Origin of the sequence: Streptomyces sp. NPDC058052 (genome assembly GCF_042885515.1) — a bacterium.
Taxonomy (GTDB): domain Bacteria; phylum Actinomycetota; class Actinomycetes; order Streptomycetales; family Streptomycetaceae; genus Streptomyces.
In genome coordinates this window covers 40,452-63,068 of sequence record NZ_JBHVRX010000006.1, presented here as the reverse complement: position 1 = coordinate 63,068, position 22,617 = coordinate 40,452, and the positions used below count along the sequence as shown (strand labels likewise).

Sequence of the window (22,617 nt, the reverse complement as noted above, 5' to 3'; positions counted from 1 at the left end):
ATTCTTCGGAGCCATCGAAAAGTTATCGGCGCGGCGCCTTTCCGAAAGGCAGCGGGCGGGGCAGCCGATCGGCAGTTGGCGGCGTTCTCAGGGGCGGGGGAATTCCCGCAGAACTGCCGGTGTGCGGCGCGGGTCGCCGTGCCGTTCGGCGAGGAACGCGCAGGGCAGCAGTTCTTCCAGTGCGGCCGGGCCGAACAGGGAGACGCCGACGGGCAGTTCGCCGGAGAATCCGGCGGGGACGGCGACGACGGGCCGGCCGGCCAGGGCGGGCAGCGTGGAGCTGGTACGGGTGAACGGGTCGGGGCCGTGGTCGATGCGCCAGGCCGGGCCGCTCGTCGCGGCCATCAGGACGTCCACCCCGTACCGCGCCAGGGCCGTGTCGATCAGGTCGCGGGCCCTCCGCCGGGAGCGCCGGCGGAGGTCCGGGGCGCGCTCGCGGTCCTCGTCGGTGAGGGCGGCGCACCGTTCGAAGAGCTCCTGGCCGAACGGGCCCATTTCCACCGGGTCCCGGAGGTTGGCCGCGACGATCTCGTCGAGGGTGGCGGGCGCGCCGCGCCGGCTCCCCAGATACCGCTCCAGCGAGGGCCGGAACTCCGCGCAGAGGGCGTCGAGTCCGTCGACCAGCATGTCCCTGGGCAGGGTGAGCTCGACGGGGACGACGACGGCGCCCGCGTCCCGCATCCGGGCGGCGACGCGTTCCGCGACGGCCTGGGCGTCGGGCGCCATCCCCCGGACGTGCCAGAGGCCCACCCGGACGGCAGCGGGCGGGGCCGGCCCGTCGGGGAGGGGTCGGCCGGTCAGGGCAGCGAGGCAGAGCGCCGCGTCCTCCAGGCGTGCCGCCATCGGACCGACGCTGTCCTGCACGGCGGAGATCGGCACGACCCCGGCCGCCGGGAGGGTGCCGGGGGCCGGCTTGATCGCGGCCACCCCGCAGACGCCGGCCGGGCAGACGAGGGAGCCGTCCGTCTCCGTGCCGAGGGCGAGCGGTGCCATCCCCGCCGCGACGGCGGCGGCCGAGCCGGCGGACGAGCCCCAGGGGCTGTGCTCGGGGTCGTACGGATTGCGGGTCTGGCCGCCGACGGCGGACCAGCCCTCGATGCTGGCGGTGGAGCGGAAGTTGCCCCACTCGGTGAGGTTCGTCTTGCCGAGGACGACGGCGCCGGCGGCGCGCAGCCGGGTGACGACCTCCGCGTCCCGGTCGGGCGGGGTGCCGGCGAGCAGCCGGGATCCGGCGGTGCCGGCGAGCCCCGCCGTGTCGATGTTGTCCTTGAGGAGGACGGGGATGCCGTCGAGGGGGCCGAGGGGGGTGCCGCGGGCGTGGCGGCGGTCGGCGGCGCGGGCCTGGTCGCGGGCGGTGCCGTCGAGCGCGAGGACGGCGCGGACCACGGGGTCCACGGCGCCGATCCGGTCCAGGCAGGCGGCGACCAGGTCCGTGCTGGTGAGGGCGCGGGAGCGCAGGTCCCGGCCGAGGACGGCGACGGGCCGGTCCTGGACGCCGGGCGGGTACGGGGGCGAGGGGGCGGGGTCCCGGGAGCCGGGCGGGTACGGGGGCGAGGGGGCGGGGTCCTGGAGGCGGTCAGTCAAGGCGGGCCTGCCTGAGGAGGGGGGTGAGGAGCACCGTGCCGACGGCGGTCAGGGCCACCAGGGCGTGCAGCAGCAGCGCCCAGGTCATGCCGGCCCATTCGACGAGCACGCCGATGACGAGGTTGCCGAGGGGGGCGGCGCCGAAGATGAGGAGGGCCTGGATCGACACCACGCGGCCGCGCACGGCCTCGGGCGCCCAGCGCTGCACGCAGGACACCAGGACGGTGCCGACCAGGGCGGAGACGAGTCCCAGGCCGGCGTACGGGGCGAGCGCCGCGACCGTGGTGGGGGCCCAGGCGAGGCCGACCAGGCAGAGGGTCTGTCCGAGGGTGCCGACGACGAGGACGCGTCCGGCGCGGCGGCGGGCGGGCCACACCAGCGACAGCAGGAATCCGGCGGCGGCGCCGACGGTGAAGGCGGTCAGGAGGAGGCCGGCGCCCGCGGCGGCCGACCCGTTCCTGCTCGCCATCAGCGCCACGCCGATGTTGATCGGGCCCGCCCCGGCGAACTCGGTGAGGCCGATCACGGTGATCACCGCCCGCAGCCGGGGCGCGGCGGCCACGGCCTTGAGCCCTTCGCCGATGCGGGCCGCCAGGGAGGGCCGCCGCTCCGGCGTCGCCGCTCCGGCGCCGGCGGGCCGCGAGGTGTCCGGGTCCGCCGCGGGTGCGGGGGCCGCCGCCTCGGCGGACCGCCCGCCCCGGTTCCGTACGCGCAGCACCGCGAGGGCCGACACCGCGTACGTCACCGCGTTGACGGCGGCGACGAGCGGGATGCCGCCGAGGGCCATGAGCACCCCGCCGAGCGGGCCCCCGGCCGCCTGGCCGCCGCGGAGCGCCCCCAGGTAGAGGGCGTTGCCGCGGACCAGGTGGCGGTCGGGCAGCAGTCCGGCGCGGAGCGATCCGGAGGCCGGGATGAAGAAGGCGCCGAAGAGCGCGAGCCCGGCCGCCGCCGCCACGAGCAGCGGCACCCCGGGGCCCAGGGCGAGGGCGCCGGCGGCCGCGAGCGCCATGACGGAGCAGCGGGCCAGGTCGGCGCCGGCCATGACCCGGCGGGGGCCGACGCTGTCGACGACGGCGCCCGCGCCGAGCAGCGTCACCAGCCGGGGCAGCGAGGCGAGCGCGAGGACCGCGCCCGCCCGGGCCGGGCCGGTGTCGGCGGTCACGGTCCAGGCGAGCGTCACGTACCAGGCGGCGTCGCCGAGCGCGGAGAGCCCCATGGCGAGGACGAAGCCCAGGTAGCCGCCGTCGGTGAGGCGCGCGTCCTCCGGGCGGGTCTCGGCGGGCGCGGGCCCGGTGGCCATGGATCCGCTCACGGCTGGGTGCCCAGCGGTGCGGCGAGCGGCGCGGCCGGGGTCCCGGACCCGGTCCCGGCGGCCCACACGTCCTCGTGGGCGAGGGCGTCCGCCCGGTACTTGCCCACCGCGCTGATCAGCAGGCGCAGTTCCAGGGCGAGGGCCTCCACCAGCCGGACGAGGCCCTCTTCCGGGTCCTCCTCGACGGCGAGGAGCGCGGCGCGTCCGAGGCCGACGGCGGTGGCGCCGAGCGCGAGGGCCTTGGCCGCGCGGGTCCCCTCCCACATGCGTCCGGAGACGAGGAGGGCTCCGGCGGGCGGGCCGATGCGGCGCAGGCACTCGCCCAGCGGCAGGCCGACCCCGTCGAGGAAGCCGAGGGGGGCCCAGCCGGTGCCGCCCTCCGCTCCGTCGACGGTGACCGCGTCGGCGCCGGCCGCCCAGGCGACGCCGGCGGCCTCACGGACGTCCCGGCCGGGGTGGAGCTTCACCCACACCCGGGCGCGGGGGAAGTTGTTGCGCATCAGGCGGATCTGCTGGCGCAGGATCTCCTCGGTGAAGGTGCCGGGGCTGCTGCACCGCAGGACGCGCCCGTCGCCGCCGAGGACGTCGTCCACGGCGTACTGCCCGGCGACACGGGCGGCGGCGGCGTGGTCCAGGACGGTCATGCCGCCGAGTCCCGGCTTGGCGCCCTGGCCCACCTTCAGTTCGAAGGCGAGCCGGCCGGAGTCGAGGAGGGGCCGGGCGGAGGGGTCGCTGTAGACGAGGTTCCACACCTCGGCGTCGGCGTCCTCGGTGCTCTGCTGGACGGCGACGCCCCCGGTGCCGTCGGGCAGTTCGTCGAGGTAGGCGTGGATGCGGCCGAGCAGGGACCGGCCGGTGTCGCCGGACGGCGGGGTGCCGAGCCGGCCGTAGCCGTTGACGGGGATGACGTTCTCGCCGATGACCATGGGGATGCCGAGCCGGCCGGCCTGCCGGCTGGCGGCGGTGCCGAGGTCGGCGCTGGCCACCTGGGTGGATCCGAAGGCGGAGAGGTAGGCGGGCAGCGGGGAGCCGAGGGCTCCGATGGTGGTGGTGAGCTCCACGTCGTGGTGCATCGGCTCGCGGGCGAGGTCGATGAGCTTCTCCAGGCGCCGCGGCATGAAGACCGGCGGCACCAGGCGGAGTCCGTCCAGGAGGTCGGCGCCGGCGGGGTGCGCGGGCGGGCGGGCGGCACCGAACAGGGTCCGGCCGTACGCCTCGCCGGGCGGGAAGAGGGCGGCGGTGCCGTGGCGGGCCCGGTCGCGCACGGCGTCGGCGGGGAAGCCGTCGGCGCGCAGGCCGGAGTCGTGCGGGGCGGGCGGGCCGGAGTCGTGCGGGGCGGCCGGGGCGGGGCGCGGGTTCACGGGGCGACCACTCCCGGCACCTTCGGGTAGGCGCTGGCCTGCCAGACGGCGTCGAGGCCCGCGAGGTAGCGGGTGAAACGCTCCAGGCCGATGCCGAATCCGGCGCTGTCGGGGATGCCGTCGCGGACCATCTCCAGGTACCAGCCGTACTTGGCGGGGTTCTCGCCCGTCTCCCGCATCCGGGCGACGATGCGGGCGTACTCGTACTCCCGCTCGCTGCCGCTGCACAGTTCGCCGTAGCCCTCGGGCGCGAGGATGTCGAAGTTGCGCAGGGTGCCCGGCTCGTCCCGGCTCTCGCGGTCGTAGAAGCCGCGCGAGCCCTTCGGGTAGTCGGTGACGAAGAAGGGGCGGGCGGACTTCGAGGAGAGCAGTGCCTCGCCGTGCCAGTCGATCTCGGCGTCGGCGCTCTGCTCGTGGCCCAGGGCGCGCAGTTCGGCGACGGCCTCGGCGTGGGTGCGGTGGCCGAAGGGCTCGCCCAGCAGTTCGGTGAAGGCGCCGGTGTCGCGGCCGAGGCTCTCGAACTCCTCGGCGTGGTGGGTGACGGTCTCACGGACGATGTGGCGTACGAGATCCTCGCCGAGCCGGGTGATCTCCTCGCGGGAGGCGCCGGCGACCTCGACGTCGATCTGGTGGAACTCGGCGAGGTGACGGCTGGTGTTCGCGGTCTCCAGGGGTTCGAGCCGGACGCAGGGCGCGATGCAGAAGATCTTGTCGAAGGCGAGCAGCGACGCCTGCTTGTACAGGATGGCGCTGGTCATGAGCTTGTAGCGGTGGCCGTAGTAGTCGACGTCGACCTGCTTGGAGCCGCGGACGCCGGGGTCGGTGACCGGGCCGATCATCGGCGGCAGCATCTCGGTGAAGCCGTGCGCGCGGAGGAAGCCGCGGGCGGCCGTGAGGACGCCGTTCTGGAGGCGGATGACGGCGCGGGTCGTCGGGTCGGTCAGGTGCCGTGCCGGGGTGTCGGGCAGGCGGTCCGTGGTGTGCGGCATGGGTGTCTACCGTCCTTCTTCGGAGTGGGCCTCGCGGGCCGGCGGGCGGTGCCCGTCGTCGAGGGGCCGGTGGGCGGGCGAGGGGTCGAGGGCGGCGGCGTCGGCGCGCCGTTCCACGTGGCGGAGGGCGGTGAGGAGGCCGCCGGAGGTCAGCCGGGGTGCCCGGGCGAGCTCGACGACGCCGCCGAGCGGCATCCCCCCGACGGCGGACCAGCGCAGCCGCCCGTCGGTGTCGAGGTAGCTGCGGCTCCGCTGGGCGTTGTCGGGGTGGAGGCAGAAGGGGACGTCGAGGTAGCCCCGCGCGAAGGCCCGCGGCAGGGCGCGGCCGAGGTCGGAGGAGAGTTCCAGGACGGCCTGGACGAGGGCGGACGCCTCGGCGTGGATGCCGGTGTCGGCGACGGGCCCGGGCGCCGGTCCGCCGGCGGCCGCGCGGAGGGGCGTGGGGCCGGGGGCCGTCGGGTGGCAGGCCGCGGGGCCGGGGGCCGTCGGGCCCGTGGCGGCCGGGAGCCGGCGCGCCGTCTCCGCTTCGGCGGCACGCGCCGCGGCCTCCAGGGCGGCGACGTTCTCCGGCACGGTCGGGATGCGGTGGGCCTCGGCGGCGGTCTTGACGATGAGGCGGGCGGCGCCGGTGCGGACCGCCAGCCGGGCCGACTCCTCCAGGAGGAGCCGGGCGCCGCCGGGGGTGCGCGGGTACACGCCCATGTACGTGTAGACGACGATGTGCCAGTCGAGGCCGGGCAGCAGCTCCTCCGCGAGCCGCCGCAGCGCGTGGAGGGCCTCCTCGTCCTGCGCCGGGTCGGTCTGCTGGGCGTAGCTCAGGGAGACGCTGCGCAGGCCGTGCTGGGCGAAGAAGAGCGCCTCCAGGACGCTGAGCGCCACGAGCAGGCCCGGCGGGCAGAGCTGGCCCATCATGCAGCCGCCGAAGGTCTCCAGGTGGGGCTCGGCGCCGTGGTCGCGTGCCCGGGCGAGGAGTTCGCAGCTGCGCGCCCAGTTCTCCACGGAGACGGTCAGCGGAGTGCGGCCGTAGGGCAGGCAGTACGAGACGGGGCCGCCTTCGGTGGCGTCGAGCCCGGCGAGGAGCAGCGCGGTGACGATGTCCTGCGGGGTGGCGGAGCCGTGGCGCACCTGCACGGGGAAGGCGTGGTCCTGGATGCCGTGGAGGACGGAGCGGGTGACGGCGGTGTCGTAGGTGACGAGGGGGTAGCCGTTGAGCGGGACGCCGTCGGCGAGCGCGCGCCGGGCGGCGGTCTGGTCGCCGACGCGGGTGTAGCTGTCGAGGGTGACGGTGCCGACGGTGGTGGCGTCGGCGGCCCGGGTGGCGGCGAGGCCGGCCCGCATCGCGCGCGGGTCGCTCATGCCCATGCGGGGCTGGACGACGAGCCGTCCGGCGTGCCGGGCGGCGGCGACGAAGGCGCCGAAGGAGCCCGGGGGCGCCGGGCGGGCGGCCGGGGTGCCGGCGGGGCTTCCGTGACCGGCCGCGCTCGCGGTGGTGGGGGGTGCGGCCGTGGATCCCGCGGGGGGTGCGGGTGCGGTCATGCGGTCACGCCCGCGGGGAGGGATCTCAGGAAGGACCCGAACGAGGCCAGCCCGGTGCTGTCGTCGAAGACGGCGTCGAAGCCGGCGTCGAGGAGGCTCGCGTGCTCGCCGTCGCCGGCGCCGCCGATGCCGAGCTTGCCGCCGATCACGACGGGGATGGCGGCGGTCTCGGGATGGCCCCGCAGTTCTCTGACGACCCGCCGTCCGTCGTTGGCACCGTGTCCGTTGACGCTGCTGATCACCACCAGGTCGGGGCGGTGACGCCGGCACTCCTCGACCAGGAGTTCGTCGGGCACGCACGCCCCGAGGTTCGCGACCCGGTGGCCCAGTTCCTCCAGCAGCAGTTGCAGGAACACGAGGTTCCAGGTGTGCGCGTCCGACGCGACACTGGAGACGATCACCTTGAGTCCGGAGTCCGGCGGTGACGCCGCGATCGGGGTCTGTACCGGGGTGACCGGGCTGCCCACTTCCATAGCCTGCCTTCGTTCGACATGACGGATGACGTCCTCGCGCCCGCGACGGCCGGCCGCCCTCCGGACGGTGTGCCGGAGAGGGGACCGCGGGGCGCGTTCCCGGCGTGTGCCGGACGGGATTCCCGTTGGTTCCTCGCGCGTGTTTCTCGCGCGTTCGTCGCGCTTTCCTCTTACTTTTCCCGTGCGTTTCTCGTGTGTTTCTCGCACGCTTCTCGCGCCTTTCCCGCGTGCGCTGCACTTCTGGCGCCCTTCTCGCGCGCCGTCCTTCCGGCGTTCTTCTCGCGCACGGCTCGTTCGTACGCCGCTCCCGGGGTTCCGGGGAATTCCCAGGGATTTCCCGGGAATTGCCCGCCGTGGGGCGTAGGCCCAACGTAGGGCGCGCTCGGAGGCGAGGGCGGAAGTACGGGCGGCAGGTGTCCGGCAGTAAGGACGCCGTGCCCCGGACGGGGTCAGGCGACGGCGCGGACGGCCTCCGGGGCCGTCCCGCACGCCCCGGGCACCGCCTGCCCGCCGGATTGCGCGGAAGGCCCCAGGGCGGACCGGACCTGGTGCAGGACGCGGAAACGGTCGCGGCCGTCCTCGTCGGCGGTGCGGATCAGGCCGTGGACCAGCAGGCCGTACACGGTGGCGGCGGTGTCGGCGAGGGACGCGCCCGTGAACTGGGCCGCCTCCTCCAGGGTCCAGCTGCCGGGCGGCGCGGCGAGGACGGGGAGCCGCTCCCTCAGCGGCGCGTCCAGCGCGGCGAGGCCGCGGCGGACGGCTCCGGGGCCGTTCACGGGGCCGGGACCCCAGACGGCGGGGGACGCCGAGAAACACTCGGGGTCCCGGGCGAGGGAGTGCAGCAGTTCTTCCGGTGAGTGGACGAGTCCCCAGGCGGCCGTGGTCTCCAGGGCGCCGGGGACGCCGTCGAGGGCACGGCAGAGCGCGGCGACGGCGGCCGTCGCGGCCGGGCGCGGGGCGTACGGCCGCAGGCGTCGCAGGTGGGAGAGGAACAGCCGGACGGCGGAGAACTCGCCGAGCGCGTCGGGATCGTGGTCGAGGGCGCGCCCGGGGACCGGCAGCGGGGCGATCGGCATGACCTGTTCGCCGGCGATCCGGGACGGGGCGGGCGCGGTGAGGACGACGCGCAGGCCCGGCCGGCGTTCGAGGAGACGGTGGACGGCCGTGCCGTCGGCGCCGTGGCCGAGGCCGTCGAGGACGAGCAGCAGGTCGCCCCCGGGACCGTCTCCGGCCCCGGTCGCCGGCTCGATCCGCCGCAGTTCGCGCGGGTCGGGCGACCGGCCGGCGGCCGGGACCCAGAGCACGTCCCAGCCGTGCACGTCGCGCAGGACGCCCGCGGCCTCCCGTACGAGCCGGGTCTTGCCGACGCCGCCGAGCCCGACGACGCTCACCAGGCGCTGCCGGTCCACCGTCAGCAGCTCGACGAGGGAGTGGAGTTCGTGCTCGCGGCCGACGGTGGGGCCGTGCAGGACGGGCAGGTCCCGGGTCGCGGTCGCGGCTCCGGCGGTCCGGAGGTCCTCGTCCGGGAGGTGCTCGCACGCCGCGGCGCGGAACGTCTCGCGGGCGGTTCCGGTGAGCCGCAGGACGTCGGCGAGGAGTCGTACGGTCTCCTGCCGGGGGCGCCGGGCGCGGCCGCTCTCCAGGTCCCGTATGGCGCGGACGCTGAGGGTGGCCAGGTCGGCCATCTGCTGCTGCGTCATGCCCCGGTGCCGGCGATGGGCGCGCAGAAGCCCGCCGAACTCGTCCGTGTCGATGGCTGTGGTCATGGGTCCCCTCCGTCGGTCGGCCGTTGTGTCACCCATGGTCGGAAGGGGTGGGCGGGCGCCGCATGGGTCGGCCGCCCCCAGATTTGGCGGCGGCCCGCCGGGGGTGCCGGAGCGGCCGTGACTGTGGGCCCGGGCGGCCCGGTGGCGGGTGGGGCGACCCCACGGGGAGGGGGACGGGAGGGGTGTGGGGGGTGCGGCGGGCGATCGGGGTGCGGCGGGCGTGCGCGGGTGGGTGGGGGGTGCGGAGCAAAACATGGGGGCGTTGCCCCCATGTGGGGGCGGTGCCCTCGCTGCCACCGTTGTCCACGTGACCCTCACGACCTCCACACACGACACCGCGACGGGCCTGGCCCCGGGATGGTGGGCTCCCGCCCTCCATCTGCGGGAGCGGCTCGCGGCACCCGGCGCGCCGGCCCCCGAGCCGTCCGGGCCCGCGGCGGCGCGCCTCGCCGACCGGGTGAACGACCTGGGCCAGGACGAGGCGTTCCGGGCCCGGCTGGCCGCGCTCGGCGCCGACGCGCCGACGGTCGCCGCGCTGGTGGCGGAGCCGGCGGCGCGCCTGGCGGCCCGGGCGGAGCGCCCGGTGTGGGCGGAGTTCGTGGAGCGCGCCGTGGCCTCGGCGCCGCCGCACCCGGTCCCCGGCGCGGACGGATCGGCGGCCGGCCAGGACCCGGTCCGCCCGTCGGACCCGGACGCCGGCGCGGACGCGTGGCAGCGGGCGTTCGCGGAGGCCCTCGCTCCCCTGACCCGGGCGGCGGGCGACGCCCTGGCCGAGCGGGTACGGGCGCTGCCGGGCCCGGCCGGCGACGTCGACGCGGAGTCCGTACGGGAGCGGTTCGAGCGGCGGCTCGGGCGGCGGCTGGTGGCGACGGCGGCGCGGACCCTGGTCCTCGAACTGCACCGTGCCCGCGCCGCCGGACGGCTGGCCGGGTCCACGCCCGAGCGGCGGTTCGCCGGCTTCGCGGCGGAGCTCGGCGCACGCCGCTCGCTGGCCGGGCTGTTCGGCCGGTACCCGGTCCTCGCGCGGCTGCTCGGCACGGAGTGCGTGCACGCCACGGCCGCCGCGGCCGAGCTGCTGGGCCGGTACGCCGCCGACCGGTCCGCCCTCGTGGCGGACCTCCTCGGCGGCGTCGATCCCGGCGCGCTGACCGTGCTGGACCTCGGGCACGGCGACACCCACCAGCGGGGGCGCGCCGTGGCGATGCTCCGCTTCGCCGACGGCCGCACGGTGGTGTACAAGCCGCGCCCGCTCGACCAGCACGCCTCCTTCGACGGGCTGGTGGCCTGGCTCGCCGCCCGGCTGCCCGGCCTCGGTCCGCGCACGGCGCGGACGGTGCGCCGGGACGGGTACGGGTGGCTGGAGTTCATCACCGGGCGGCCCTGCCGGTCGGTGGCCGAGGTGGACCGGTTCTACCGGCGGCAGGGCGCGCTCCTGGCACTGCTGTACGCGGTCGACGGGGTGGACATGCACTGCGAGAACCTGGTGGCGTGCGGGGACCAGCCGGTGCCGGTCGACGTGGAGACGCTGCTGCACCCCTCGGTCCCGGTGGCCGCCACGGCGGGCCCCGATCCGGCGGCGGTCGCCCTCGCCGCCTCCGTCCACCGGACGTGTCTGCTCCCCCAGTTGCTGATCGGGGAGCACGGGGCCCTGGACGTCTCGGCCGTCGGCGGCGGCCTGGCCGACCTGTCCCCCACCGATCTCGCCGGCTGGGCGGACGCCGGCACGGACACGATGCACCTGGTGCGCCGGCGCGTTCCGTACGCCGCGAGCCCCAACCGGCCGTCGCTGGACGGGCGGGAGGTGGATCCGGGCGCGTACGAGGCGGCGCTGCTGACGGGATTCCGCGCGGCGTACGACACCTTGGTGGCGCATCGCGCCGAACTCCTCGCGCCGGACGGTCCGCTGGCCGCGTTCGCCGCCGCGCCGGCCCGGCTGGTGGGGCGGGCGACCCGGCTGTACGCGACGCTGCTGGACGAGTCGGCCCATCCCGACGTCCTCGGCGACGCCGTCGACCGGGACGTGCTCTTCTCCCTGCTGTACGCGGAGTCCGCGGGCGACCCGGTGCGCCTGCGGCTGGTGGAGCACGAGATCGCGGATCTCTGGGACGGTGACGTCCCGGTCTTCGTCCACCGGCCCGGGGGCGCCGACGTCTGGTCGTCCCGGGGGGTGCGGCTGCCGGACCTGCTGGCCGCTCCGGGGCTGGCCGCCGCCGCGGAGAAGATCTCCGCGCTCGGCGAGGTGGACCGCCACCGGCAGGAGTGGCTGGTCTCCGCCGCGCTGGCCACCCGCAGGGCCCGCCGGGTCGCGCACCGCGCCGGCGCGCCGGTCCTGCCGCCCGCGCCGGCCGCGGTACCTGAGCCGCGACGGCTGTTGACGGCGGCGTGCGGCATCGCCGACGAGATCGTGGGGCACGCGCTCCACGACGGCTCCCGGGCCAACTGGATCGGTCTGGAACTCGTCGACGGCAGCCATTGGACGGTGTCCCCGATGGGGGCGGGTCTCGCCGACGGCTACACCGGAGTGGCGCTGTTCCTGGCCCAGTTGGGGCGGCTGACCGGCGTCGGCCGCTACACGGAGCTGGCGGCGCGGGCGGTACGGCCGCTGCCGCGGCTGGTCCGCGCGCTCGCCGGCTCCCCGGAGCTGAGCCGCGCGGTCGGTCCCGGCGGCTTCCACGGCCTGGGCGGCCTCTGTTACGCGCTGGCACGGCTGGCGGGCCTGCTCGACGACGAGCGCCTGGCCGCGTCGCTGCCGCTCGCGCTGCGGGCGCTGGCCGACTCGGCCCGACCGGACGAGCCCTCGGGCGCCCCGGCGGACGTGGCCACCGGCCTCGCCGGAGGACTGGCCGCGCTCCACGCGGTGCACCGCGAGTCCGGGCTGCCGGAGGCCGCCGCGCTCGCCGCGGACTTCGCCGACCGGCTCCTTCCGGCCGCCGGCGCCCTCTCGGACGGATTCCTGCGGGGGCGGGCCGGGGCCGGCTGGGCCCTGCTCCGCCACGACGCGTCCGGCGGCTCGCCGGAGGGCGCGTACGCCTCCGCCGGGCGGGCCCTGCTCGGCGCCGTGCCGGACGGCACCGGACCGGAGCCGGACCTCGGCTGGTGCTCGGGCCTCGCCGGAACGCTCCTCGCCGGCCTGGCCGGGGCCGGACCGGCCGGCGTACCCGGCGCGCTGTGGACCCGGCTCGCCGAAGAGCGGCCGCTGCCCGCCGACTTCAGCCTCTGTCACGGCGAACTCGGCACGCTGGAGCCGCTGATCGTGGCCGCCGAACGGGGCCTTCCCGGGGCCGACGGCCTGCTCACCCACCGGGCGGGGCTGCTGCTCGGTGCGCTCGACCGGTACGGGCCGGGCTGCGCCACCCCGGACGGGGTGGCCTCGCCCGGACTCCTCACCGGACTGTCCGGCATCGGGTACGCCCTGCTGCGGCTGGGCTTCCCCGGCGCCGTCCCTTCCGTCCTGCTGCTCGAACCCGCTGACGGAGAGCGGTGACCCCGCCCTCCCCCGCACGGCACGCACCTTCCTCGAACCGCACCCGCGAAAGGACCTTCATGAACCCGCAGACGCCCTCCCGTGAGACCATCGCCGCGCTCGACGCCACGGCCGCCGACGCCCCGGAGTCCACCGGCGCGGCGGAGCCGGCCGGGCGGATCACGCTCTCCGGACGCGACCGGGCCACGGCCCGCGCCCGGGCCCTCGCGGGCCTCGCCCTCGGCACCGGCCTCGTGGCGATCCTCCACGACATCGACACCACGGTGAGCGTGCCGATCCTTCCCCTCTGAGGCTCCGCTCCGGACCGCCCGCGGCCGCCTCCGTCCCCCACGGAGGCGGCCGTCGCCGTGGTGCCGCGGGGCAGGGCGCGCGGTCCGGGGCGGAGGTGGCGCAAACCTTTCGCGGCGTGACGGAGACCTGACAGAGCGTCGCTTGAACGCCCGTGTGAACAGGTACATTCGCGGGCATGCATCCCCGAGCGCCCCTCCTCGTCGGACGTGACGCGGAAATCGCCCAGTTGGAGCGCGCCCTCGACTCCGTTCGCGAGCGGCGCGGCAGCACGGTGTTCCTGGTCGGCGACGGCGGCATCGGCAAATCACGGCTGGCGGCCGAGGCGACGGGCAAGGCGTTCTCCGCCGGGATGCGGGTGCTCCGCGGCCGGGGCAGCACGATCGGGCCGATGGTGCCGTTCCGCCCGCTCACCGAGGCCCTGATGTCGCTCTTCCGCGGGGGCGACCCGTGGGACGAGGCCGAACTCGGCCCCTTCCGGCCGGTGCTGGGACGCCTGGTCCCCGACTGGGCGGGCGAGGCGCAGAACGGCGGCTCGCTCGTGGTGCTCGCGGAGGCCGTCCTGCGGCTGCTCTCCGTGGTCTCCCGGGAGCGCGGCGCGCTGCTGGTCCTGGAGGACCTGCACGACGCCGACACCGAGACGCTGGTGGTCCTGGAGTACCTGGTGGACAACCTGGAGCACCTGCCGGTGGTCCTGCTCGCCACCACCCGCGCCGAGCAGTGCGCCGCTCTGGACCTGGCGCACTCGGTCACCCAGCGGCGCTCCGGCGTCCTGCTCGCCCTGGGGCCGCTGGACCGGTCCGAGGTCGCCCGGATGGTCGCCTCCTGCCTGGACTGCGCGGCGGAGCAGGTGCCCGGCGCGCTCGTGACCCGGCTGTGGGACACCGGCGCGGGCAACCCGTTCGTCGTCGAGGAACTGCTCCACGGCATGATCGGCAACGGGACCGTGGTCCACCGGGGCGACGCCTGGGAAGTGGTCGGACCGCTGCGCACCGAGGTGCCCAGCACCCTGGTCCGGGGCATCGCCCACCGCACCGACCGGCTGGGGCCGCAGGGCAGGTCGCTGCTGTCGGCGGCGGCCGTGCTCGGCCGCCGTTTCCCGCTGTCGGTGCTCCAGCGGATGTCCGGCACCGACGACCACGGGTTGCTCGGGCTGCTCCACGCGGGCGTCGCCGCCCAGCTGGTGGTCCCCGACGAACCGGCGCCGGACTGGTACGCGTTCCGGCATCCGCTCACCGCCGAGGCCCTGCTGGCCCAGCTCACCCCCACGGACCGGGCGAAGCTGTCCGGCCGGGCGGCCGACGTCGTGGAGGAACTCCACCCCGGGCTGCCCGGCGAGTGGTGCCCGCTCGCCGCCGCGCTGCGCCGGGACGCGGGCGACCAGGTGGGCGCGGCGCGCCTCTTCTCCGAGGCCGGCCGGCGCGCCCTGGCCGACGGGGCCGTGGGCTCGGGCGTGTCGCTGCTCCTGGGGGCCGACGACCTGCTGGCGAAGCGCCAGGACTGGGTGGCACGGGCCGAGGTGCTGGAGTCCCTGCTGCCCGCGCTCGCCGAGAGCGGCGAGTTCGACCGCGCCTTCGAGCTCGCGGAGGGCCTGCACGAACTGGTCGGCGCCGGGGTGGAGGCCGGCCGGCTCGCCGTGCTGCACACCCGGCTGGCCAAGGTGGCCCACCTGGCGGGCCGCTGGGCCGACGGCAACGCGCAGATCGCCGAGGCCCGGGCGCTCCTGGAGACCGTACGGGACCCGGCGCAGACGGCCGCCGTCGACGTGGTGGCCGCCTATCTGGCCCTCGACACGCCGGGGCCGGACCGCACCGAGACCGCCGAGAAGCTGGCGCGCGCCGCGGTCTCGGCGGCCGACGCCGGGCCGCTCCCGGCCGTGGCCTGCCAGGCGTGGGAGCTGCTGGGGGTGCTGGCCCGGGAGCGCGATCTGCACGAGGCCCAGCTGTGCTTCGAGCGGGCCCGGCGGATCGCCGAGCAGCACCGGATGCCGATACCGCGCACCTACGCGCTGGTGCGCATCGGCGGCAACCAGTGGCTGGCGGACGGGGAGACCAGGACCCTGGAGCTGGCGCGCGACGAGGCGTTACGGCTGGGCGCGGTGACCATCGCGTACTCGATCGACGCCATCCTCGTCCTCCAGGCGGTGCTGGTCGGCCGGTTCGAGGAGGCCGCGCGCCTCGGCGACGAGCTCCTGACGACGGCGTCCCGGCTGCGGCTGGCACCGGTCGTCCGGTACGTGCTGATGACCCGGGCGACCCTGGCGGCGCACCAGGGAGACCGGGCCACGATGCAGGGCGCCCTGCGCGAGTTCACCTCCTGGGACGGGGCCGGCTCCCAGGAGGAGCCGCTCTGCATCGGCCTGGCCCGGGCGTTCTGCGCCCTTCTGGAGGAGAACCGGCCGCTGGCGCTCGGGGAGCTGGACCGGGCGCGCGTCCAGGAGCGGGACAGTCCGACGACGTTCCACCTCAGCGGTCTGCACGGGCTGCGGCTGCTCCTCGACGTGCTGTCGGGGGAGGCCGGCTGGGACCGGTACCACCGGGCGGCGGCCACCTCGGCGAGCCGGATGCGGTGGAACCGCCAGTTCGTCCTGCTGGCCCACGCGGTGCTGCTCGGCCGGTCGGACGAGGGGGCGGCGGCCGCGGCCGCCGTCGCCGAGGCGGAGCTGCTGGCCGCCCCCTACCCGACCACGCTCCATCTGGGCCTGCGGCTGACGGCCGAGGCGGCGCTGGAGGACGGCTGGGGCGATCCGGCGACCTGGCTCCGCCGCGCCGAGGAGCACTTCCACGCCGCGTCCGTGCCGGACGTGGCGGGGGCGTGCCGGGCCCTGCTGCGCCAGTCGGGGGTCTCCGTCCGGCAGCGGCGCAGCGGGGCGGACCGGATCCCGGCGCCGCTGCGGGCGCTGGGAGTGACGGTCCGCGAGTACGAGGTCTTCCAGCTCCTGGCGGAGCGCCTGAGCAACAAGGCCATCGCGGGCCGCCTCTACATCTCGCCCCGGACGGTCGAGAAGCACGTGGCGGCCCTGCTGACGAAGACCGCCCGCGCGGACCGCGAGGCGCTGTGCGACCTGTCCGCGTCGGAGACGGTGGCCGCCCCCCGCTGAGGCCGGCCGCCGCCCCCGCGGCCCGATCCGCCGTAGCCGTCGGACCCCGCGGAACCCCACCGGGCTCCGCGGGGCCCCGTCCGGGCGTCAGGAGTCCCGGCCGCCGGGAGTCCCGGCCGTCAGGAGTCCCGGCCGTCAGGAGTCCCGGCCGTCAGGAGACGAGCCGGGTCTCCACCTCCCGCAGCTTCACCGTGCACAGACCGCCGCGTTCGGCCTTCACGTCGGTGACCTCCAGCTGGGTGCCGGGGGCGAGGATGTACTCCTCCTCGCCGGTGAAGGCGGAGAAGCTGCGGATGCCCACCGCCCGGGCCGGTGTCACCTCGAACAGGGTCCGCTTGCCCCGGCTGCCGAGGAAGGAGCGCGCGACACCCAGCTCGGAGGTGCAGGAGGAGACGCCCCACCAGGTGACCGTCTCTCCGACGGGGTACTGGCGGCGCAGGTCCAGGGCGACGCCTCGCCACAGCGGCTCGGTGCGGGCCGGCAGCGACTCCACCGCGGCGAAGAGCAGCCGCAGGTAGGGCAGGTAGGGGACGACCCGGTCGCGGTCCGGGGACCGGAGGACGGCGTTGATGGTGCGGTAGAAGCCGGACTCGCAGGTGTAGAGGAAGAGCGCGGCGATGGCATCGGCCGAGAGACCGGCGCCGGCCTGTTCGTCGGCGCGCCGCTTGCCGAACTCGCGGGAGCGGTCGATGTGCCGCCCGAGGCCGTTCAGCACCTGGGTGACGGGGGCGACGGCGTCCTCGAAGGGCATCAGCGGGGTGTCGAACACGCCGGTGAGCGGGGGCAGGACGTGGCCCTCGTCGCGGACGCTGGTGAGCCGCTCCAGGTACAGCTGGTGGAGCTCCATGGTGGAGGCGATGAAGGCGCCCATCCGGGCGGCCACGTCACCGTCCCCGCCCCCGTCGCCGGCCGTGGCGTCCGCGCCCGTGCCGCTGCCCGGAGAGGGCTGGTTCCAGCCCTTGCTCGGCAGCCAGTCGACCGCGTCGGCGCCGAGGGACATGAGGGCGTCGTTGACCGTGGCCAGGTGGTCGCCGTCGCAGAACAGGTCTCCCTGGGCGGCCGGGTTGGCGTGGTCGAGGTGGCGGACCTCGACGCCCGGGTACTTCTTCTCCAGGCGCTGCACGGTCCTCTTCAGACTGCGGGCGTGCGCGCCCCACCAGGCGAAGACGACACCCCGGTCCTCCGGGTCCTCCGCCTCCTGCTTGGCGCGGAGGATCTCCTCGACGATCCGCTCGGCGACCGGCCGCCAGAACCCGGTGTGCTGGTCGGTGGCCATCGCGCCGTCGGCGCTGGCGGTCAGCGAGGCGTTGAGGAGGAGGACGCCCTGGGTGAGCATGGCCTGGAACCACTCGGGCGGCTGGACCGTGTCCCGTTCCTTCAGCAGGGCCCGGATGTCGGCGATGGGGGTCTTCTTGGCGATGCCGTACTTCCACATCGCCGCCGCCTTGATGAGGCAGCGGATGCTGACGACCCGTCCGAACTGGCTGTCCTTCCAGTCGTTGAAGGTGTTGTCGAACATCGCGATGCCGGTGGCGCTCTCCGGCCGCGGGTACGGGTTCTGCCCGAAGACGACGACCTTCCACCGGTGCGCCGGATGGGGCTTGAGCGCCTGGAAGGTGAGCTCCCGGACCGGGACGACCTGCGGGCTGCGGCCCGGTCCGATGAACCGCTCCGCGTCCGGCCGGGCCTCGATCACGGGCTTCAGGACCGGCAGCCAGGGCTCGCCACCGCCGGTGAAGAGCTCGGCGAGGGCGAGGGGGTCGTTCGGGTCGGGCTGGGTGGCGGGCGTGGTCGCGTCGCTCATGGCGGGGGAACTCCCGGTGGTCGTGCCTGCGGGGTCGGGGACACCGGCGGTCGCGTCCCCGGACTGCGGGGCGCCGGCGGGGTGCGCGGGGCCGGCGGAGTGCGCGGGCCCGGCGGCCGGTGGGGCCTGCTCAGGAGTGGAGGGAACGCCCTTTGGCGAGTGCTCCTTCGGCAGGTGCCCCTTTGGCAGAAGCTCCTTTGGCAGGTGCCCCTTTGGGCGGCGTGATCCGCACCCGCGTGGTGTGCGGCGTCTGGTCGATGCCGGCGAGCTGGGAGGTGATGGTGGCGCGCAGCTCGTCGTCGTCCTCGAACCAGTGGTCGTGGAAGAGCGTGTAGCCGGTCCACATCAGATTGGCGCACACCCGGGCCGGGACCCGGCCGGTGCGCGCGCCCATCCCGACGAGCGCCACCGACCGGATGCTGCCCGGAGCCTTCCGGTTCTGCCGGTGCACGGCCTGGAAGGCGGCCGCGCAGGCCATCGCGACGTTGAGCGTCTCGCTCACGTTCTGCGAGGAGCCGACCATGGTCGGCGTGGAGATCACGAAGCGCGGCACGGTCGCCCCCGACGGGACGCACACGGCGCTGCCGACCGGCATGCCGCCGGCGAACCGGTCACGGATCGCCCGCTGCACCCGCAGCTGGATCCCGGCGCCCAGGTGGCGCTTGATCGCCGCGTCGACGCCGCCGTCCATCCGCCCGGCCGCGTTGGTCGGCGTCACCCACGCGTCCACCTGCTCGTCGAGGATCGAGCCCCGCCGGATCTCGATGCCGGGCACGTCGGCGAAGGCCGCGCGCCACGCCTCCACCACCCCCGCGCTGACGTCCGTCAGTACCACCCGCAGCGCGGTGCCCACCTGGTCATACGTCATCGAAGCCCCCTGTCGGAACGTCCTCCTGCAACACCTCCGAACCTAGTGGGCCCCACTGACAACGGACCTCGGCGGAGAACCGTCTGACGCTCAGTCGGGCTTCCTGGCCATGACGACCACGCCCGGCCCGGTCTGCTCGTCCGCCGGGAGCCGCAGCTCTGCCACGGGACGCAGCCCGGCACGCTCGACCAGCTCCACGAGCTCCTCCGGGCGCCACCGGTGCGTCGTCCACCGCACGGGCACTCCCCCGTACGCCTCGGTGCGCACCAGGTCGCCGTCGCCGACGTGGGTGGCGGTGAGGAAGTGCCCGCCGGGCTCCAGCGCCCGGGTGAAGGCGGCGAGGACCTGGGGGAGGACGTCCCGGGGGAGGTTGAAGAGCGACCACCATCCGAGGATCCCGCCGAGGGAGGCGTCCCCGAGGGCGAGTTCGGTGGCGGAGGCGACCTCGAAGCGGCACTCCGGGTACAGCCGGCGGGCGTTCTCGATCATCCGGGGCGAGAGGTCCACCCCGGTGACGTCGAGGCCGCGCTCGGCGAGGTAGCCGGTCACCGTGCCGGGCCCGCAGCCCACGTCGAGGACGGGTCCTTTGCTTGCCACGCTGTCGGCGAAGGCGTCGATCGACGCCTTGAGCCAGGGGTGGACCCGGATGTCGCCCATCCCCGTCGTCAGCATCATGTGGGCGTAGGTGTCGGCCACCCGGTCGTAGGACGCTCGTACCTCGTCGAGGTCGGCGGGGCGGTCGATGGAGTGTGCGTTCATCGGCACACGATAGGACGACGGGGCCGGCCGCGGACACGGAGGCCCGCGTGGGGTGTCACGTCCGGCGCGCACGGCCCGGTGCATCGTCTTCCGGCGAAAGCGCCCCGTTCCCCGCGCACTTGGTGTCTAGTGGAGGTCGTCTGTGATCACCGCCCGGCCGGCCACGGACGCGAAGCCCCGCCGGGACCGTCGAGAACCAAGGGAGCACGTACAGATGGCGAGTGTGGAGACGTCTCTGAAAGAGGCGATGACCTCGATCGAGGGCAGTGTGGGGGCCGCGCTGGTCGACTACACGAGCGGCATGGCGCTCGGGACGCTGGGCGGGAGCAAGGACCTCGACCTGACCGTCGCGGCGGCCGGCAACACCGACGTGGTCCGGGCGAAGATCCGGACCATGGAGATGCTGGGCATCAACGACGGCATCGAGGACATGCTGATCACCCTCGACACGCAGTACCACCTGATCCGGCTGATCAAGAGCCGCGGGGCCAACGGGCTGTTCCTGTACATAGTCCTGGACAAGGGCAGGGCCAACCTGGCCATGGCCCGGCACCAGCTCAAGCGCATCGAGGCGGAGCTGGAGCTGTAGTTCCTCGTCCCGTTCCCCGGCTCCGCACGCCCTCCACTTGAAGAAGTCTTCAACTCGACACATCAGAAAGTGATCAGTCGAGGGCGGGCGGGAGCCGGGACACGGGAGAATGACCGCCATCTGTGGATCAAGGATCCGGCAGGTCGGACCGTCGTCGTCCGGGCAGGTCGATCCGGGGGGAGTGTTGTCGCATGCAGGTGCCGCTGTACCAGGCCAAGGCGGAGTTCTTCCGCATGCTCGGGCACCCCGTCCGGATCCGCGTGCTGGAACTGCTCCAGCACGGCCCCCTCCCCGTACGCGAACTCCTCAAGGACATCGAGGTCGAACCGTCCAACCTCTCGCAGCAGCTCGCGGTGCTGCGCCGGTCGGGCATCGTCATCTCCATCCGCGACGGCTCGACCGTCAGCTACGCCCTCGCCGGCGGCGACGTGGCGGACCTCCTGAAGGCCGCCCGGCGCATCCTCACCGAGCTGCTGGTCGGCCAGAGCGAGCTCCTGGAGGAGCTCCGCCACGCCGACGTGGCGGCCGTTCCGCACCGCGCGGGGGATGATGAGGACGGAACGACGGAACACGAGGTCAGGAGCGTGCATGGCGAAGCGGGTGCACCAGCCCCGTGAGGACGCGGAGTTCGATTTCATCCTCCGGATGAGCGGAGTCCCCGTGCTCGCGCACTTCATCGGGACGTGGCCCAAGGCGATCGAGCCCTGCCGCGAGGCGGACCTCGTCGTGGGAGCCGTCGCCGAGGAGTACGCGGGCCGCCTGACGGTCGTCCGCGCGGACATCGCGCGCTGCCCGGACGCGACCAGGCGCTACGGGATCACCGGAGCCCCGTCCCACGTCCTCCTGAAGGAGGGCGAGGCGGTCGCCCACGGCACGGGCGCCCCGACCGTCGCCGCCCTGCGGAAACTCCTCGACGAGCACCTCTGACCGGCCGCGTCCGCCGGGGCGCCCCGGCGGTGGTGGCTCAGCGCTTGCGCAGGCGGACCGAGTTCCAGCTCGCGTCGGCCGTCCAGCCGCCGTCGACCGGCAGCGCCACGCCGTTGACGAAACCGCCGCGGGCCGGGTCGGCCAGGAACGCGACGGCCTGGGCGATGTCGTCGGGGGCGGCGAACCGCGCCATCGGCACCCGGTCGACGATGTCGGAGTCCGTGTAGCCGCCGGACGCCTGGTCGGCGGCGTCCATCTCCGTCTTGACCCACCCGGGGCACACCGCGTTCACCCGCACCCCGCGACCGCCCCACTCCGCGGCGAGCGTCCGTGTCAGACCGATCAGACCGTGCTTGCTCGCGTTGTACGCGGCCCGGTCCGCGACCGCGTGGAGTCCCGCGATCGAGGCGATGTTGACGATCGAGCCGCCGCCCGCGTCCAGCATGAGCCTCCCCAGCGCCCTGGACAGCAGGAACGGGCCGGTCAGGTTCACCTCCAGGACCCGCCGCCACTGCTCCGCGGTGGTCTCCTCGGCCGGGGTGAGCAGGGACACGCCCGCGTTGTTGACCAGGACGTCGACCCGGCCGAACCGCTCCCGCACCCGCTCCGTCAGCTCGGCCACGTAGGCGTCCGAGGCGACATCGCCCACCACGGCGATCGCCTCGGCGCCGGCGTCCCGCACCGCCGCCAGCGTCTCGTCCGGCCGCCGCAGATCGGCGAGGACCAGGGCGTACCCCTCGCCCGCCAGGACCTCGGCCACCCTGCGGCCGATGCCCTGCGCCACACCCGTCACGACCGCGACCGGCGGCCGTCCGTCCCCCTGCTTCACGCTCTCGTCCATGCGCACAGCCTCGCCGAGCCGGTGCGTCATGGGAAGCGACGGGCCGACGCGGTCGCGGCCGCCCACACCGAGGGCGACCCCGGTGCGGGCGGCACGGCGTCCGGGCGGGCGTTCAGACCTCGCCGCTGACGACGGAGCCCAGCTCCACCCTGGCCCAGGTGCACGCCAGGACGTTCGCCCGCTCGACGCACAGCCAGAGACTGCACGAGTCGTCCGGGTGGCGCACCGCGATGATCTCGCCCGGCACCCCGAACCGCGGCAGCAGGGGGTACGGAGCGCCGTCCTCGCCCTGGCCGAAATCGACGTCCCGGGGCACCAGCCTGATCTGACCGCGCGTCCCGGAGCTGAACTCCCCGCCCCAGCGGTCGTGCGAGGCGGCGATCAGTCCCGGGCCCGTCTCGCCGTCACGCTGCCGGGTGGCGGAACACTCCGCACCGACGAAGCCCTCGAACCTTCCCCCGGACGCCGCCTCGCTCGTGCCCGCGACACCCGCGCCCCGCTTGGCCCTTCCGGCCACGCCCGTCGACTTCTCGCTGAAGCCGGCGACGCCCGCGTCCCTGATGCCGATCCCCAGGACCCCGTACCCGAATCCGCCTCCCGCCCCGGACTCCCCGATGACCCCGGCGGCCTGTTTCCTGCCCTCCCCGTCCGTGGGCACGTCCTCCTGGAGGCCGACGACTCCGCGCACGCCGCTGCTGAGGGCCGGGACGACCGCCGGGTTGCTCTCGAACCAGTCGCTGAACCAGCCCAGGACACCGGCCTCGTTGCGGGAGTTGGACCTCCCTTCGACGCCCACGCCCGAAGCGCTCTGGCCGAAGACCCCGGGCCCGTGCCCGTTCGTCTCCCCCGCGACGCCGGGTCCCCCGCCGTCATTTCCTCCGTAGACCCCCGGCCGCCCGAACGGCGGGTCCGACTTTCCCACGAGTTCCATGATCC

At 75.4% G+C, this 22,617-nt stretch carries 18 protein-coding genes; 6 read left to right on the top strand and 12 right to left on the bottom strand.

Annotated features, from left to right (window positions below):
• Nucleotides 1–87 precede the first annotated feature (87 nt).
• From ACFVU3_RS10900 to ACFVU3_RS10870, 7 genes are all read right to left on the bottom strand, one after another.
• The gene (locus ACFVU3_RS10900) at nucleotides 88–1,584 is read right to left on the bottom strand and encodes an amidase family protein (RefSeq protein WP_390065539.1); all 1,497 of its coding nucleotides are present in this window, start codon (nucleotides 1,582–1,584) and stop codon (nucleotides 88–90) included.
• A complete protein-coding gene (locus ACFVU3_RS10895; protein ID WP_390065538.1) occupies nucleotides 1,577–2,884 on the bottom strand; it encodes an MFS transporter in 1,308 nt (435 codons plus the stop codon). The genes ACFVU3_RS10900 and ACFVU3_RS10895 overlap by 8 nt, the downstream gene beginning before the upstream one ends.
• An 8-nt stretch (nucleotides 2,885–2,892) precedes the next feature.
• On the bottom strand, nucleotides 2,893–4,257 hold the full coding sequence (locus ACFVU3_RS10890) for a glutamate synthase-related protein (protein WP_390065537.1): 1,365 nt from the start codon (nucleotides 4,255–4,257) through the stop codon (nucleotides 2,893–2,895).
• Complete coding sequence (locus ACFVU3_RS10885) at nucleotides 4,254–5,246, bottom strand: asparagine synthetase A (protein ID WP_390065536.1); 993 nt, start codon at nucleotides 5,244–5,246, stop codon at nucleotides 4,254–4,256. The genes ACFVU3_RS10890 and ACFVU3_RS10885 overlap by 4 nt, the downstream gene beginning before the upstream one ends.
• A gap of 6 nt (nucleotides 5,247–5,252) precedes the next feature.
• Complete coding sequence (locus ACFVU3_RS10880) at nucleotides 5,253–6,782, bottom strand: methylaspartate mutase (protein ID WP_390065535.1); 1,530 nt, start codon at nucleotides 6,780–6,782, stop codon at nucleotides 5,253–5,255.
• On the bottom strand, nucleotides 6,779–7,255 hold the full coding sequence (locus tag ACFVU3_RS10875; RefSeq protein ID WP_390065534.1) for a cobalamin B12-binding domain-containing protein: 477 nt from the start codon (nucleotides 7,253–7,255) through the stop codon (nucleotides 6,779–6,781). The genes ACFVU3_RS10880 and ACFVU3_RS10875 overlap by 4 nt, the downstream gene beginning before the upstream one ends.
• Nucleotides 7,256–7,704: 449 nt before the next feature.
• A complete protein-coding gene (locus ACFVU3_RS10870; RefSeq protein ID WP_390065533.1) occupies nucleotides 7,705–9,021 on the bottom strand; it encodes a helix-turn-helix domain-containing protein in 1,317 nt (438 codons plus the stop codon).
• A gap of 307 nt (nucleotides 9,022–9,328) precedes the next feature.
• Between ACFVU3_RS10870 and ACFVU3_RS10865 the strand changes: the two genes are divergently transcribed.
• From ACFVU3_RS10865 to ACFVU3_RS10855, 3 genes are all read left to right on the top strand, one after another.
• A complete protein-coding gene (locus ACFVU3_RS10865) occupies nucleotides 9,329–12,505 on the top strand; it encodes a type 2 lanthipeptide synthetase LanM family protein (RefSeq protein WP_390065532.1) in 3,177 nt (1,058 codons plus the stop codon).
• Nucleotides 12,506–12,564: 59 nt separating this feature from the next.
• Nucleotides 12,565–12,795: a hypothetical protein gene (locus tag ACFVU3_RS10860; protein WP_390065531.1), complete on the top strand. Its 231-nt coding sequence runs from the start codon at nucleotides 12,565–12,567 to the stop codon at nucleotides 12,793–12,795.
• Nucleotides 12,796–12,971: 176 nt separating this feature from the next.
• Nucleotides 12,972–15,893, top strand: coding sequence for an AAA family ATPase (locus tag ACFVU3_RS10855; protein WP_390065530.1), 2,922 nt, complete (start codon nucleotides 12,972–12,974; stop codon nucleotides 15,891–15,893).
• Nucleotides 15,894–16,044: 151 nt separating this feature from the next.
• On the opposite strand, the gene ACFVU3_RS10850 is transcribed toward ACFVU3_RS10855, so the two are convergent.
• From ACFVU3_RS10850 to ACFVU3_RS10840, 3 genes are all read right to left on the bottom strand, one after another.
• Nucleotides 16,045–17,697, bottom strand: a complete 1,653-nt coding sequence (locus ACFVU3_RS10850) for an ADP-ribosyltransferase domain-containing protein (protein ID WP_390065529.1) — start codon at nucleotides 17,695–17,697, stop codon at nucleotides 16,045–16,047.
• 130 nt (nucleotides 17,698–17,827) lie between these two features.
• Nucleotides 17,828–18,565, bottom strand: coding sequence for a macro domain-containing protein (locus tag ACFVU3_RS10845; protein WP_390065528.1), 738 nt, complete (start codon nucleotides 18,563–18,565; stop codon nucleotides 17,828–17,830).
• A 90-nt stretch (nucleotides 18,566–18,655) separates the two neighbouring features.
• Nucleotides 18,656–19,324: a class I SAM-dependent DNA methyltransferase gene (locus ACFVU3_RS10840; RefSeq protein ID WP_390065527.1), complete on the bottom strand. Its 669-nt coding sequence runs from the start codon at nucleotides 19,322–19,324 to the stop codon at nucleotides 18,656–18,658.
• A 214-nt stretch (nucleotides 19,325–19,538) separates the two neighbouring features.
• Here ACFVU3_RS10840 and ACFVU3_RS10835 point away from each other — a divergent pair, with 214 nt between their 5' ends.
• From ACFVU3_RS10835 to ACFVU3_RS10825, 3 genes are all read left to right on the top strand, one after another.
• Nucleotides 19,539–19,913 carry a hypothetical protein gene (locus ACFVU3_RS10835; protein WP_390065526.1) on the top strand — a complete coding sequence of 125 codons (375 nt, stop codon included), beginning with the start codon at nucleotides 19,539–19,541 and terminating at the stop codon, nucleotides 19,911–19,913.
• Nucleotides 19,914–20,104: 191 nt separating this feature from the next.
• The gene (locus ACFVU3_RS10830; RefSeq protein WP_390065525.1) at nucleotides 20,105–20,530 is read left to right on the top strand and encodes an ArsR/SmtB family transcription factor; all 426 of its coding nucleotides are present in this window, start codon (nucleotides 20,105–20,107) and stop codon (nucleotides 20,528–20,530) included.
• Nucleotides 20,502–20,840 carry a thioredoxin family protein gene (locus ACFVU3_RS10825; RefSeq protein ID WP_390065524.1) on the top strand — a complete coding sequence of 113 codons (339 nt, stop codon included), beginning with the start codon at nucleotides 20,502–20,504 and terminating at the stop codon, nucleotides 20,838–20,840. Before ACFVU3_RS10830 ends, ACFVU3_RS10825 begins: the two co-directional genes overlap by 29 nt.
• 37 nt (nucleotides 20,841–20,877) lie before the next feature.
• On the opposite strand, the gene ACFVU3_RS10820 is transcribed toward ACFVU3_RS10825, so the two are convergent.
• Nucleotides 20,878–21,681 (bottom strand): SDR family NAD(P)-dependent oxidoreductase, encoded by an 804-nt coding sequence (locus ACFVU3_RS10820; protein ID WP_390065523.1) that lies wholly within the window; start codon nucleotides 21,679–21,681, stop codon nucleotides 20,878–20,880.
• 112 nt (nucleotides 21,682–21,793) lie between these two features.
• Nucleotides 21,794–22,612, bottom strand: a complete 819-nt coding sequence (locus tag ACFVU3_RS10815; RefSeq protein ID WP_390065522.1) for a hypothetical protein — start codon at nucleotides 22,610–22,612, stop codon at nucleotides 21,794–21,796.
• Between the last annotated feature and the right edge of the window lie 5 nt (nucleotides 22,613–22,617).

Excerpts from the sequence above, each read along its gene's own strand:
- ACFVU3_RS10835 (WP_390065526.1), top strand. The coding sequence starts at position 19,539 with ATGGCGAGTGTGGAGACGTCTCTGAAAGAGGCGATGACCTCGATCGAG.
- ACFVU3_RS10845 (WP_390065528.1), bottom strand. The coding sequence starts at position 18,565 with ATGACGTATGACCAGGTGGGCACCGCGCTGCGGGTGGTACTGACGGAC.
- ACFVU3_RS10855 (WP_390065530.1), top strand. The coding sequence starts at position 12,972 with ATGCATCCCCGAGCGCCCCTCCTCGTCGGACGTGACGCGGAAATCGCC.
- ACFVU3_RS10860 (WP_390065531.1), top strand. The coding sequence starts at position 12,565 with ATGAACCCGCAGACGCCCTCCCGTGAGACCATCGCCGCGCTCGACGCC.
- ACFVU3_RS10820 (WP_390065523.1), bottom strand. The coding sequence starts at position 21,681 with ATGGACGAGAGCGTGAAGCAGGGGGACGGACGGCCGCCGGTCGCGGTC.
- ACFVU3_RS10875 (WP_390065534.1), bottom strand. The coding sequence starts at position 7,255 with ATGGAAGTGGGCAGCCCGGTCACCCCGGTACAGACCCCGATCGCGGCG.
- ACFVU3_RS10850 (WP_390065529.1), bottom strand. The coding sequence starts at position 17,697 with ATGAGCGACGCGACCACGCCCGCCACCCAGCCCGACCCGAACGACCCC.
- ACFVU3_RS10885 (WP_390065536.1), bottom strand. The coding sequence starts at position 5,246 with ATGCCGCACACCACGGACCGCCTGCCCGACACCCCGGCACGGCACCTG.
- ACFVU3_RS10830 (WP_390065525.1), top strand. The coding sequence starts at position 20,105 with ATGCAGGTGCCGCTGTACCAGGCCAAGGCGGAGTTCTTCCGCATGCTC.
- ACFVU3_RS10815 (WP_390065522.1), bottom strand. The coding sequence starts at position 22,612 with ATGGAACTCGTGGGAAAGTCGGACCCGCCGTTCGGGCGGCCGGGGGTC.
- ACFVU3_RS10825 (WP_390065524.1), top strand. The coding sequence starts at position 20,502 with ATGGCGAAGCGGGTGCACCAGCCCCGTGAGGACGCGGAGTTCGATTTC.
- ACFVU3_RS10895 (WP_390065538.1), bottom strand. The coding sequence starts at position 2,884 with ATGGCCACCGGGCCCGCGCCCGCCGAGACCCGCCCGGAGGACGCGCGC.
- ACFVU3_RS10880 (WP_390065535.1), bottom strand. The coding sequence starts at position 6,782 with ATGACCGCACCCGCACCCCCCGCGGGATCCACGGCCGCACCCCCCACC.
- ACFVU3_RS10870 (WP_390065533.1), bottom strand. The coding sequence starts at position 9,021 with ATGACCACAGCCATCGACACGGACGAGTTCGGCGGGCTTCTGCGCGCC.
- ACFVU3_RS10840 (WP_390065527.1), bottom strand. The coding sequence starts at position 19,324 with ATGAACGCACACTCCATCGACCGCCCCGCCGACCTCGACGAGGTACGA.